Raw genomic sequence first — 13,591 nt, forward strand, 5'->3', positions numbered from 1 at the left:
ATCCATCTCCCCTACTACTTCGAATGATTTTTGTCTATCCATATCGTCGTCAGTGGATCAAACTGTGTTGGACTCATCTGGTATCCGTGCACCCAAGGCTGAACGGCAATGGTGTCCATCGGAATGTAAATTGGAATCTGTGCCGCATCCGCCATCAAATCAGCGTTAATTTGCTCATAAATCTTTACACGCTGTTGTTGGTTGGTGTCTGTCTGCGCTTCGTTCAATAGACTATCCACCTGCGGGTTATCGTACCAAGTATTATCGGTCGCAGGCGCGTTCGCCGAATTAAATTCGGTATTGAGGAAATCTGAAGCATCCGGAAAATCTTGATTGTAGCCTGTAAAGAAGAACGGCACCTTCCCCTGCAGATACTCAGTTAGAAATGTCGATCCCTCCATCGGTTGAATCTTGCATTTCACACCGATAGCGTTCAAATTCCCCGCGATGGCTGTGATAATTGCTTCGTCTGTAGGCGTGTTGAACGTCTCTAGAGAGATTGAAAATCCTTTTGGATATCCGGCCTCAGCAAGCAGTTGTTTCGCCTTTGCGGGATTGTATCCGTACGTCGCGTCGGATGGCAGGTGCTTGTTGTACCCTGGTAGCATCGGTGGCGTTGGTTGGTTCGCCACTTCTCCCTGACCCTTTAGAAGTTTAATGATGTAGGCCTTATTGATGGCCCATTCAAGCGCTTTTCGGACCAACACATTGTTAAACGGCTTATCCTTCACCGTCATATCGACGTACCAAACGCTGACCATCGGGACTTGCAAAACTGTCTTTTTCAGCGCTGGGTTTGTTTCAAATGTAGGATATTGATCATTTGGAATGCCGCTCGTTAGATTGCCTAAGAATGCTGTTGTTCCCAGTTCAAAGCGCTGCGCTTCGAGGGCCGTATTTTCTGTGATGTCAATGGTGATCTGATTCAGGTACGGTAGTTGATTTCCATATTGGTCAGTCCGCCAGTAGCTCGGATTTCTGGTCAGGACGACACTATTCGTGGTAACATCCTTTAATTCGAACGGTCCGGTACCCATCGCATCTTGCGAGTCGTATTTGTTTTCTCCGACCGAGTTAATGTATTTTTGGTCGACAGCCGAAAAAAACGTCATAGTCAGGATCTTAGGGAAAAACGGTTCAGGTTTCTCTAGACGAATAATGAGCGTATCAGGATTGGGCGCAGAAATCCCTGAAATCGTCTTCGCCTTACCCGCTGCATACGCGGCTGAACCTTGGATAATGGGATCAATAAATCCTTCTCCAGCAGACGCAATTTTCGGGTTTAAAACCCGTTCAAATTCGTCTATGAAGGATTGAGCCGTCAGTGGGTCACCATTCCAAAACTTGATTCCCTTGCGCAATTGAAATGTATACACTTTACCGTTTGGCGACACGGAATAGCTCTTCGCCGCCATTGGTACAATTTGCGTCGTGGTCCCCTTGTACATCAGCAGTTGGTCGTACATGGCACTGATGATTTCCCCGGAAGCCATATCAAAAGCCTCGGCTGGATCCAAGGCTTTTGGCGGGAGCGGACTGTCGATGACGATGTCCCCCCCAACTTGTGGTCGTTGCTGACTTGTCCCAGCAGCGGCATTCATGACTGAGTTCTTTGGTGGACTTTTTGATGGGCTTGCACACCCGACTACTAACGTCCCTAGAACACATACGGATGCCATAGCCAATACTTTTCGGTTTACGCTTACTTTTTTCATTTTGATTCCCCCAAATCAAAATATAGAAAGCGCTATCACACACCTCGATGTCTGAGTCACCTAAGTAGCTAAGCACCCACGCCTTGGAGCAGCAAGTATTTTGGTTCCGATTTTTCATAGTTTAGCGTGCGGCCATAAACGCCTCGATTTCGTCCGCTGTTCGAATGATGTCCTTTGACAAGATTTCATAGCCGTCTTCTGTGACCAACACGTTATCCTCAATGCGAATACCAAGCGATTCGTCTGGTAGATAAATACCAGGCTCAACCGTGAGAACCATTCCTGGCCGAAGAACGTCATACGCGCCAACGTCATGTGTATCCAACCCAAGATAGTGACTCACGTTGTAGAAATAGTATTTTTCGAGTTCTGAATCCTCTACAATCACACCAAGGTCTCGCAAACCTTGTGCGAGCACATTGCAGGTAACTTCATTTAGATAGCCATGACGGACACCAGGTTTGATACACGCTATCGTATCAAGTTCAGCTTTTAGCACGATGTCGTAGATTTTCCGTTGTCTAGCACTGAAGCGCCCGTTGGCCGGAAATGTGCGCGTGATGTCTGATTTATAGTAGTGATACTCTGCTCCAACGTCCGCTAGGATTAAATCTCCGTCTTTGACTTCTTGATTGTTCTTGATATAGTGCATAATTGTAGCGTTAATGCCTCCACCCACAATTGGGGCATAGGCCATTTTCGAGCCTAAACGTTTTATGGCAAAATCGAAATGCGCCTCGAGCTCGTACTCCATGACACCAATGTGTGTATTTGATAGCATCGATTGAAATCCTGAATTCGCACATTCCAACGCCTTTCGAATGAGTTCGACTTCCTCGGGATACTTTCTCGTCCGCAACTCACAAATTTGGTGATATATATCGTTCAAGAGAATATGCGGATACTTTGATTTGATTTCCTCTGCGAAGGATTGTTCGAGGGATACAGCGACGTTCCAACCATATCGTTCTAAATCTAAATACACGTCAGTGAATTTCCCGGTTCGAAGATACCGCTCCAACTCCGGATAAAAATTCTCCAGATATTTGACCTGTTCTACGCCAGATATCTCCTTAGCCTCTTTGGAAGTGAGCATTTTACCGTTCCACTTTTCCTTGTGCTCACTCCCTGCTTCTATAAACAATGTCTCTTTCACACCCGCATCTTTCTTTTCGACCAGTAGAATGGCTCCTTCATAATCTAATCCCGTAAGATAGTAGAAATTTCGATTCACACTAAACGGGTATAATTCATCAGCTGATTTTTGGACTGATTTGCCTGAGAACAGAATCAATATAGAGTTATCCTTTACCCTGCTTGCTACGTGTGCCCGATTTCGCATAAAAAAGTCCTGATTCATCTTGCGTCCCCCTCGGATTTTGTATAAGAGCATGTTGCCAGACCCGTTAAAGGTATAACCATTTGACTAAGAAAAGTATAGACCTATCGCTAGGACACATCAATACAGAAAATTCAAAATTGAGAGACCTAAATTTCGACGATAATTATCGTTGGACAATAAATCTAGGTAAGGCATCCCCACGTTTTGTGGCAATGCCTTTTCCAGTTCTCGAAATCGCGTTGCGAGCGGTTTATGATACATCCATGTCATTTAAGCTCATAAACTCACTGCTTGGTCGCTGCGTTTAACCAGAACAACATCCTCTACCTCACTTTGACTGATGACGGTAACACTGACGCCACTTGTTGGATCGTCGAAGGTTGCGAATTTGTTTTCATTCAGACCCAGGCAGGCAGTATTTACATCATCCGGATCGTACGTATCCCTCAGTTCCGGATTACCGTGAACGACGTACAAAGGACCGCGCCCCGTGCGCACGCTTGAGTCGACATGATAGACTAACACACCACTATCCGTTGCGTAATTGTCATTGCCAAGGGGCCGACGAGACTCGATCACGAAGGCTGATGTCTCCGAAAGTGGGATGACTACCATCTTTGTACCTCCGGAAGACTCTATTGGTGAGAGATGATGTATGAAAGCGCCCGGCTTAGTGACAACGTCTACTTGATCGTCGTCTAGCCAGCCTAACTTCCACTTGTGCCACGCAAATGGATCCGGTGCGTGGCCGCTGATCAGGCCCATGACATCCCAGCCCCCCACAAAGTAGTGACTGTTAGACGGATTGCCCTTTTCCTCGAAAGCGTATAGGTCCGGAAGTCCACAAATGTGAAGTGTTTCGTGGTTCATAACCTTGTACCCCCACCTCCACATATCCTGACCGAAGGTCACAGCATGCGTCACCACTCGCCCGTTGACAGCAACCTTATTTCTACCGCCATCAATATGAGTTGGTGAGAACGTGATTCCGGATGCATTTTTGCAAGGAACGATGTAAACGACGTCGTATTTAGAGTAGTCCACGTCGGCTGCGGCAAGAAGGACCGCCTCTTGGATGTAATTTGTATGTTGATCGGAACTGATACCGCGTTGAAATCCATACGTGTCGTCGACCTTGCTCATTCTGTACCAGCGATTGATTGGTGTAACGTGAACGTCCATTCGACCGAACGAAGCATCTATAAACCACTGACGCCCGCCAGGGACGAGCCATTCGTAGTACGGTCTTGTATGTTGGTAGTTTTTAGGTGCTTCTGAAACTGGAGCATTTGGAAAATCCACAAAGATCATGACTGCCTGAATGGTTCCGACAGATGGCTGAAAGATACCGTGATTGGTGAATTGGCCCAAATCTGTCCATCCCACTCGTCCGGGGAGTTTCCCCAGATTTGCATCTTCACGATGATCGTGGTAGAGAACTGCCCCTTCCATTAACACGCTGGAATCTGCCATACATCATTTCCCCCATTCTTCGGAACTTCAGATTGTTTACTAACACAACCAAATGGTTTGACCTTTGTCTAGTGTGTGTGTAGGACAGGTAAACCGTCGAGTGAGTCTCGCAGAGATACTTATTTTGCTGGTTTAATCATACCGGCGTAAAAAAACGCAGCCCAGTTGGGGCCAAAGTTGTTCTGGATAACCCAAAACGGGTTGTTACCTGCAGGAAATCCGGTGTAGTACTGTGTGTCGATATAATTCACGTTGCGGTAGTCTTCCCACAGAGGAAGCATGGGCAGATTGTTATTACTGATCTGACTGATTTGCCAAATGGCCTTCTTTAATTTCTCCGTATTCGCGGTGTATAGTGTTTGGGCGGCTAGTTTGGCGAGATCGACCGGTCTACCGTTAGGATCGGTCATTTTCGGTAAGCCGCGATCACCACTGCTAATCGTGTACGACTGTGTGCCATAGTCCATGTTCACACCAGCTGTATAGTAGGCCGCATCAGCAAAGTTATTGTATGGACGAACAGAGAAGGCTTCCCAGCCGATTGCCATGTCCATTCCTTTGCTGCCTGTGGCCTCGAGATCAGTATTGTAGATGTTCGCAGCAGGAAAATAGACCTGCGCTTGGATACCTACCTTGCTGAGGTCTTCTTTGATGACCTCAGCAGCTTCCTGCCAAGCTGGGGTTGTCGACGGTGCCGAAATTTTCGGTTCAAAAGGTTTGCCGTTTGGCATCACCCAACCGTTCGAGGTTCGCTTAAAGCCCATGGATTTCAGAAGCGCTTCACCTTTTGCAGGATCGTAGTTGTACGGGTTGAGTTGACTACGTTGCTGGGCGGTCAGATATGTCTGTACATTCATATTGTCAAAAAAGGGCACCGGGGGGTTCACTGCTTTGTCCATCAGTGGGTTGGAGACATGTGCTACATCTTGTCGATCGATGAGATATGCCATCGCTTGTCGGAGTTGCAATTGGTTGTACGGATAGACAGATGTATTGAATGCGATCCCGACATTGCCAAAGAACGTGCTGTAAATCACCTTGTGGCTTGAATCCGAGTGCAACCACTGATTCAATAGGTTCGGGGTAATGTTGGGAACCCCGCCAATCGTAAATTGACTTTGCGCCGCCCAAGTATACTCGAGACTAGCGTTCGTACCGTTCAACAGTTCCAACTCGGGGATATTCTTGGCATTCCAAAAATACGGATTCGGCTTGAACAGCGCTTGCGAATTCGATGCGGATTGAAGTTCCCATGGACCACAACTGATGGTGTAGTTCGGCTTGTAGCCCTCCATAGCTGTCAAAATGTTGGTTATCTTTGTACTGGCGTCAGAACCCACCTTGCCACTCTTGTTGGCATCGAGGAATAATTGATATATATTGCTTGGAATGAACTTGCCGAATTCCGCGTAGGAGTAGACTGGCGTGTAACCGAGGACATACGGCATAAAGTTTGGATATGGGACAGAGCCCTCTTGTACTTGAACTTCCTGGTCGTTGACAATCTTCATTGGACCGACAGACAATCCCATCCATTGATTTAAATATAATGCAATTTGGAGACTAAGCAACATGTCCTTGGCTGTTACGGGTGTCCCGTCAGACCACTTCGCTTTCGGGTTGACCCAAATTGAAAGCGTTCTCCCATCCATGCTCCATTTCGATGCAACACCTGGTATGATGCCACTCGAGCCCACATCAGTCCGTGAAACCCAAGCCAGTGGCGGGTCCACAATACCAGACTGGTACCAACTCGTCAGACTGTTTGTTTCTAGCGGGTTATAGCCGTTCGCAAAGTTCCAGGTTGCAATCGCTGTAAACGGGTGGCTCGCTGAAGACGCAAATTCATTCGATTGATTTTTCGATGACGAATTGATTGTGGAAACTGGGCCAGTTGTCGATTGTGACTGGATCGTGGAGCATGCGCTAGTAAGAAGTATAGTGGAAAGACTAATACCAAAAAGCCCCATTAACCTTTTCTTTTCCATTTCTCTATCCTCCCTTTGATTACCCCAAAAATCCTTCCTAATTAATCAAACAATGTAGCGCTCGCCAACATCTCACCCCCAGACACATCAGACCACTCAATCGGTGTGTGGCAGGCAACTGAGCGCCCCGTTAAATCTTTTTGAAGATGAGGCTGATGGGTATGGCAAATATCACTCGCTAGTGGGCAGCGATTGACAAACGGGCAACCGGGGATTTCGACGTTTAGATCCGGAAGCTCTCCGGGTAGCGCTTTTAGCCCGCTGTCATGAACCACATCCGGATCAGGATCGAGTACAGTGGAACGTAAAATTGCAGTATATGGATGGCGCGGATTTTCGATGACTTCCTCGGTCGGACCATACTCCACGATCTGTCCTGCGTACATGACCATCGTGTTGTGTCCGGCAGAAAAGTGGCGAGCCAAAGCGAGATCGTGGGTTATGAACACAACCGCCACGCCCAGTCGTGTACGCAGGTCTTTCAGGGTAGTGAGAATTGATTGCCGTAACGACACGTCAATCATGGAGACCGCCTCATCCGCGACAATGACCTTTGGATTTACTGTTAAAGCCCGCGCGATTACGACGCGTTGACGCTGGCCTCCTGATAATTCGAAGGGATACTTTCCTAAATAATTAGCTGCAGGATGCAATCCGACCAGTTCAAGTAATTCGACTGCTCTCCGCTTTGCTTCTTGACGATTGCCGAGGTGATTGGCAACTATCGGCGTGATGAGGATACTCCCGACTGTCTTTCTCGGGTTCAGCGCAGCGTAAGGATCCTGGTGGACGATTTGTACCGCGCGGCGAACGTCCCGACCTGTTCTGTCAGTTAAACTGTGGACTGTCTTTCCATCGACCGTCACCTCACCTGTTGTCACGGGCGTGACGAATGACATCAACTTACCAAGCGTTGACTTGCCACAGCCACTTTCACCTACGATCGACAAGATTTCTCCTCGTGCCACCGCAAACGACAGCGGTTGGAGCGCCCGCAACATTTTTTTGGTTCCAAATAGTCCACGGCCAACTCTGTAATACTTGCTTACATCCTTAAGTTCAAGCACCGGATCAGACATGAACGGACACCTCCTCCCCGATCTCAATCGCACGTACGCACATAACGTCGTGTTCATTGCCCACCGTGAGTGTCTCAGGTACGCGCGTTCGACATTGTTCCGTGACCAAATTGCAACGGTCCGCAAACCGACACCCTTTCGGCAAGTCGCTCATGTTCGGAGGTTGACCAGGGACGCCCGCAAGTTCTCCATCGGCCCGCGTCAATGAGGGAACGGACGCAATCAGACCGCGCGTATATGGATGAGAAGCCCTGCGGTAAACGTCAAGTACCGGTCCGACTTCAACCATTTGTCCGGCGTACATCACAGCAATTCGGTCTCCAATGTTTGAAGCGACGGCGAAATCGTGTGTGATGAAAATCATTGCCATGGACTGTACACTCCGGATATCGCGCAGGATATCCAACACTAGCGTTTGACTAAGGGCGTCGAGCGCTGTTGTAGGCTCATCGAGAATTAGGACATCAGGTTTCATCATGACCGACGCCACAATCGCAACGCGTTGCCGCATACCACCGGACAATTCATGAGGGTATGAACGGAGTACCCGACCTACATCGAGCCGAGCGCGATTCATCAACTCCTTGGCTTCGTTCAACCCCGTTTGATTATCCACGCCGTGCACCCGAAAAATGTCGCGCAGGTGATCTTGGATTGTCATGAGTGGGTTGAACATGCTCTGTGCACCCTGAAATACCATTCCGATCTGTTTCCCACGGATGGCCGCCAAGCGACGGTTATCGAGACGAACGAGATCTCCGCTCCCAAGCAGTTCAATTTTCCCATTCGTAATACGACCGGGTTTTGGCAACAGGTTCATGATTGCGTAGCCAAACGTGGATTTACCGCTGCCGCTTTCGCCAATCAAACCGATGCATTCACCCGCCTTTAGATCTAGTGAAACGTGGTCTACAGCAACCGCAGGCGGCGCAGACTTGCGTTTGCGACCCTTTGCTGGCGCCCCGTAGACTACACTCAAGTCGCGTACTGAAAGTACGACGTCGCTGTCTTGATGAGACACATCATCACCTCCCATAAGTTCGACTGCCGTCATGCACTTGTTCGCAAGTTTGGATTAAAGTACTCCTCTAACGCTTGATTGAACAGAACGGCTCCGGTTTGCAGCAGCGTAATGGCGAGCAGCGGTGCTACGAGGAACAACGCGCTCTGAGGCGTGTAAATCGCACCCGAGACATTGAATGCCCAGTTCAGCATGACGCCCCAGTTAGCGCTGTTTACAGGTACTGCGCCGAGGAAATACAAGCCAACTTCCCCGTATACGGCTGCGGTCACCGCCATAATCAGGTGCATCATGATGTACGGCATCAATGACGGCAGCATCTCCCCAATTGCGATACGCCAGTGTCCGATTTCAAGCGATCTCGCTGCCTCGATGTACTCCTGCTTCTTGGTACTCAGCACCTGCGACCGAATCGCGCGACCCAATCCCGCCCAAGCCGTGACCGACAACAATGCGGCCATGGGAAGCGCTCCGCTAACGTGTAGTACGGCAGCCAAAACGATCATGATTGGATATGAAGGCAACGCCAGAATGAAATCGGTCAAACGCATCAGCACGGTATCGAGAATGCCACCCACATAAGCGGACAGAAGACCAACAAGTGTGCCTACAAACAGCGTGATGATGCCAGCCAACACAGCGACAACAATTACTGGTCTCGTTCCGAGTACGACCATACCCAGAATGTCGCGACCTGCGAAATCCGTACCAAACGGATGACTCCAACTTGCCGGGGCGTAGAGATTTGTCGGATCCATCGGTGTACCGTGCGGATAGAGCAGTGTTCCGAAAATTGAAAGTACGGCAAAGATAAGAAGCAGTATGGCGCCAGACACGTAACGGACCTTTGAGCACACAACCCGAATCAGTGTCATGCGATGTCCTCCAGTGTGATACGCGGGTCAAGTCGAGTGTAAAGAATATCCGCGATAAAGTTTGCAACAATGACGGTTATTGTTAAGACCCCGAACAAAGCCTGCAACAGGGCGTAGTCGGAATTGGCTGACGCTTGGCTAAAGAGATATCCAATTCCCGGATAGTTGAAAATGCTCTCGACGAAAATCGATCCCCCGAACAGAAAGGCGATACTAAGAATCACGTTGGTCACCATCGGGAGGATGGAATTCGGTGCCACATAGCGCAACATAATCCGTCGTTCCGGTATCCCATGCGTTCGGGCTCCAGCTATGAAGTTTTCGCCTAAGACGGAAATCGTGTTGCTTTTCATCAACAGTACCCACCCTGCAAACGATGAAATCACATAGGAGCAGACTGGAAGTATGGCATGCCTTGCAACGCTTAAGATAAACGGTAGATTAAATCCAACCACGACATTTGGTGAATATGCCCCTTGTGATGGAAACCATCGTACGATGACCGTAAAAAAGAACAATAGCAATGTGCCAATCAAATAATTTGGTAATCCATTTAACACGGAGGAAACTGGCGTCAAAATTTGATCCAGCCACCCCCCACGTCGATATGCCACGACTGTTCCCAGTAGGATACCGATGATGAAACTGACCAAAATCGAACTGGCAACTGTCAAAACCGTCCAAGGTAGTGTCTCGGCGATCAGTTGGAGAATCGTTGCGTTTGGAAATAACACAGACTTACCCAACTGGCCGTGACATAATCCCCCAATGTATTCGAAGTACTGTACGATAAGGGGGGCATTGACTTTAATGTTATACATTGCATTCACCTTGCGAAGAGCAGCTTCATAAGTCATTCCCTGTTGTACAAATTGATTCAACTGCATGATGATTGGATTTCCTGGGATCAAGCGAATCAGGAAAAATGTTGCGGTTACGGTCAGCCAAATGAGAAACAGCATAAGCAAAACACGCTTCACGAGCGCCACACCAATCGCTCCTTCTCAGTTCTGTGTGCAGTCAACGGTACGCGAAATTCGTTGTTCGCTTCATCCAGACGACCTCTTCAGTCCGTCTCTTCTTCGATCAACTAGAGACAACACCAACACAATACCTGCAGGTAAGAGAGAAACACATAAAGAATCGATGCTTACAATAAGTTCTGCACGATGATGGAGGTTCAGTAGAATACATAGGATAGATAAACACCCACAAATAACCGACATCGAAAACAATTTACGAAACATATTTCCTCCCTCCTATCTCCCTGAATTTCTAAAAGACATTGACGGAATCGTATTAAGGCATGTTTCCCCATCAAGCGGCAAATGCTTAGGCAGAACCTGCAACCATGGACTACAATTGATAACAATACCCGTAGGAATATCAGTTATATTGGTAATACCATTTAAACGTATTCCCATTAGTATAACACCTATAAAACACCGAAACAATTACCAATTTTAAATATTCTGTCATTTATAAAGGTGCGCCCAGTGTTTGGTCTCGGCTCCACCGGCTGTCGTACATAAATTTGTTCGGGCTCATAGTAGATCACGCTTTTCTTCCTCACGGCGCAGATAATTCCGGCAATAAACCGGTTATCCGCCCCTTGTAAACGCTCCCCTTCATATCGCCCACCCAAAATTTCGGACGGAAAGAGCATCTAGTCCATCATTATCGAAAGGTTTCAGTTTATAAAGTCTCATACAGGTTCCTGATAACGGTTCTTAAGCCGTACACCTTTGGTGTTCGCTTTCCAGCAGCAGCTTGAAATTTCACTGTCATCACATCCGATTTCATCGTGTCCTCTGGTACGAGATAACTTACGTTGCGCAGTGACGGGGATTCTGCTGGTTCAGTCGCGACAAACTCGGCCTCCATGCCGTTGATGAACACCGAAAAGTCGCAATCTGGCTCGGGCTCTGCTAGATAAGTCGCTACTAAAAACATAGGTTTTTCGGGATCTCCCTTTAATACCACAGAGAACCAGCCACCGTTTACAGCGTACCGACAACCTCGAATATTGAGTGACGCGAGATATATCATGTCACCGTCAAACTGATGGTCCCGCTCCGGTTGCATCTCGCCGAGTTGTACATAGTCTACTGTGCACTGCTCCAGCCCCCTCACTTGTTCAATGGCAGATGTGTATTCAGGCTCTCGCATTGCCCACTCGGATAAAGAAAAAACGTCCCAGTAAACTGAATACCGACCCCCAACCATTTGATAGAGAGGTACGAGCGTCACATTGCGTGGGTGACCAATTACGGTGCGAAAATTGTTTGGCGCGCCCGAAACTGGTTCCACCCAACTGTCTATCTGTAGGCTCGGAGAAATAAGCACAGGAACATACAGCGGATGACTGGCGGCTGGGTCATTAACGGGTCCCAGATCTCCAGCCAGTACCAATGGTCCATGCATGACTGCTACACGCGACGGATTGTCTGGCATCGTTTCAATTCGCAGCGACATCGGAATGCTTAGCTCAATTAAGTCACCAGGATTCCAAACGCGATCAAATTGAACAAAATGCCCTGGGCCCACTTCGATTGACTGATTGACCCCGTTGATTTTCACGTCAATCCCCCGTTGTGCCCAGTTGGGATATCGGATACAGAACGTGAATGACGCGGACAAATCGCCGAGTATGTGAAAATTGATCTTGTGGTCGTTCGGGTAACTCGTCTCCTGCAGCAACAGAATCCCTTTTTCTCGCCAATTCAGGCGAGAGGGGATGAACTGATTGATGTACAACGTATCTGCGCTGTGAAAATAGATTTGACCGCCATAACTCGCGTGATTCTCCATTCCCGTGCCAACACAGCAAGTAAAGTGGTTGAATTTGTCCTGGAAATTTTTATACCCCCCCATAGCCAAAGATAGGAAGTAGCAAACACCTCCCGTCTCAGGGTCGATTGAGGCCAAAATGTGATTATAGAGTGCCCTTTCGCAGTAGTCGGCGATTTCTGCGGAGGTATCCCACTGAAATAGGAGTGCAGATAATTTCAACATATTGTAGGTGTTGCATGTCTCTGTCGTGCTGAGACTAAGTCGGTCATTTAAACTATCAGGACTCCCGAAATATTCGCCGTTGCTGTTCCCGCCAGTAACGTATGAATGGTGATTTACCACTCGATCCCAAAAGAATTTTGCCGTTTTAAGAAGCGACTCATCACCCGTACATTGGTATTGCTTCAGCAACCCAATGAGTTTTGGAATCTGTGTGTTCGCGTGTTTGCCTTTAAGACAGTCTTTGCTCTCCGCTAGCGGATCGAGCACGTCATGGTGATAGAAACGAGCCGCCAACGCCAAAGCGTCTTCATCGCTAGTATCCAAATAGATATCGGCCAGTACCTCATTCATACCGCCGAATTCACAACGCATAATGTCTTGCATCTGTTCGTCACTCAAATTGATGAATACTTGTTTTAACCAATCTGCTAACCCAGTTTCAATTGCGAGAGCTTTGTTGCTCCCGATTGTGCGATACGCATCTCGTAAACCGGCCATTAATTTATGCAGAGTGTACAAAGGAGCCCAACCGTCGTTGAGGTCAAACCCTTTCGAACGGATATTCCCAGACGCTACTTCAGCAAAAAGTTCTCTTCCTCTCGGAATGGCTGACACATACCCATCCCCGTGCGCACTTTGGCAGGCCTCCAATTCATCGAAAATGTATTCTATCCGATGTTTCAGCGCTTCATCGCCAGTAGCGTCATACATCATGCAACAGGCGGATAGGTAGTGTCCAAGGGAATGTCCAGATAAGGTACTAGCTTCCCAACCATCGTAATGGGGTGCCTTCGGTTTCAACCCTGCATATTCGCGAAATCTCGCGAGTAAACGATTACAGTCCAATTCCAAAAGATACTTGTGGTCCAACTCCAGTGCTAGGCGAAATGGTCCGTCCGTGATCTCAACATCCTTGAGATCAAACGGTAAAGCCTTCATCCTGGGGTCTGACACGACTTTCATATTCTGTACCTCCTTCTACCTTTCCCTATCGGTCGATACTCGTTCACCTGTTGATTCACTGATATGACGGCAACCAGTCGCCATGAGCAGCAATTAGTTCATCACAAAGTGCCACAATGT

9 protein-coding genes are annotated in these 13,591 nt (G+C 48.0%); all 9 read right to left on the reverse strand.

What is annotated here, in order from left to right:
- Positions 1–14: 14 nt before the first annotated feature.
- The 9 genes from NZD89_RS19510 to NZD89_RS19550 all read right to left on the reverse strand — a co-directional run bounded on the left by NZD89_RS19510 (position 15) and on the right by NZD89_RS19550 (position 13,471).
- The gene (locus tag NZD89_RS19510; protein WP_268004398.1) at positions 15–1,715 is read right to left on the reverse strand and encodes an ABC transporter substrate-binding protein; all 1,701 of its coding nucleotides are present in this window, start codon (positions 1,713–1,715) and stop codon (positions 15–17) included.
- Between the two features lie 121 nt (positions 1,716–1,836).
- Positions 1,837–3,075: an aminopeptidase P family protein gene (locus NZD89_RS19515; protein WP_268004399.1), complete on the reverse strand. Its 1,239-nt coding sequence runs from the start codon at positions 3,073–3,075 to the stop codon at positions 1,837–1,839.
- Between the two features lie 258 nt (positions 3,076–3,333).
- The gene (locus NZD89_RS19520) at positions 3,334–4,530 is read right to left on the reverse strand and encodes a M6 family metalloprotease domain-containing protein (RefSeq protein ID WP_268004400.1); all 1,197 of its coding nucleotides are present in this window, start codon (positions 4,528–4,530) and stop codon (positions 3,334–3,336) included.
- Between the two features lie 119 nt (positions 4,531–4,649).
- Positions 4,650–6,518 (reverse strand): ABC transporter substrate-binding protein, encoded by a 1,869-nt coding sequence (locus NZD89_RS19525; protein WP_268004401.1) that lies wholly within the window; start codon positions 6,516–6,518, stop codon positions 4,650–4,652.
- Between the two features lie 41 nt (positions 6,519–6,559).
- Positions 6,560–7,597 carry an ABC transporter ATP-binding protein gene (locus NZD89_RS19530; protein WP_268004402.1) on the reverse strand — a complete coding sequence of 346 codons (1,038 nt, stop codon included), beginning with the start codon at positions 7,595–7,597 and terminating at the stop codon, positions 6,560–6,562.
- Complete coding sequence (locus NZD89_RS19535) at positions 7,590–8,618, reverse strand: ABC transporter ATP-binding protein (protein WP_268004403.1); 1,029 nt, start codon at positions 8,616–8,618, stop codon at positions 7,590–7,592. Before NZD89_RS19535 ends, NZD89_RS19530 begins: the two co-directional genes overlap by 8 nt.
- A 29-nt stretch (positions 8,619–8,647) precedes the next feature.
- Complete coding sequence (locus NZD89_RS19540) at positions 8,648–9,493, reverse strand: ABC transporter permease (protein WP_268004404.1); 846 nt, start codon at positions 9,491–9,493, stop codon at positions 8,648–8,650.
- On the reverse strand, positions 9,490–10,482 hold the full coding sequence (locus NZD89_RS19545) for an ABC transporter permease (protein WP_268004405.1): 993 nt from the start codon (positions 10,480–10,482) through the stop codon (positions 9,490–9,492). Before NZD89_RS19545 ends, NZD89_RS19540 begins: the two co-directional genes overlap by 4 nt.
- 706 nt (positions 10,483–11,188) lie before the next feature.
- Positions 11,189–13,471: a glycoside hydrolase family 127 protein gene (locus tag NZD89_RS19550; protein ID WP_268004406.1), complete on the reverse strand. Its 2,283-nt coding sequence runs from the start codon at positions 13,469–13,471 to the stop codon at positions 11,189–11,191.
- Positions 13,472–13,591: the final 120 nt, after the last annotated feature.

Source organism: Alicyclobacillus fastidiosus (genome assembly GCF_026651875.1).
Classification (GTDB): Bacteria; Bacillota; Bacilli; order Alicyclobacillales; family Alicyclobacillaceae; genus Alicyclobacillus; species Alicyclobacillus fastidiosus.

Bases quoted from the DNA above. Each gene is read 5' to 3' on its own strand.
- NZD89_RS19525 (WP_268004401.1), bottom strand. From the start codon at position 6,518: ATGGAAAAGAAAAGGTTAATGGGGCTTTTTGGTATTAGTCTTTCCACT.
- NZD89_RS19540 (WP_268004404.1), bottom strand. From the start codon at position 9,493: ATGACACTGATTCGGGTTGTGTGCTCAAAGGTCCGTTACGTGTCTGGC.
- NZD89_RS19520 (WP_268004400.1), bottom strand. From the start codon at position 4,530: ATGGCAGATTCCAGCGTGTTAATGGAAGGGGCAGTTCTCTACCACGAT.
- NZD89_RS19550 (WP_268004406.1), bottom strand. From the start codon at position 13,471: ATGAAAGTCGTGTCAGACCCCAGGATGAAGGCTTTACCGTTTGATCTC.
- NZD89_RS19515 (WP_268004399.1), bottom strand. From the start codon at position 3,075: ATGAATCAGGACTTTTTTATGCGAAATCGGGCACACGTAGCAAGCAGG.
- NZD89_RS19530 (WP_268004402.1), bottom strand. From the start codon at position 7,597: ATGTCTGATCCGGTGCTTGAACTTAAGGATGTAAGCAAGTATTACAGA.
- NZD89_RS19510 (WP_268004398.1), bottom strand. From the start codon at position 1,715: ATGAAAAAAGTAAGCGTAAACCGAAAAGTATTGGCTATGGCATCCGTA.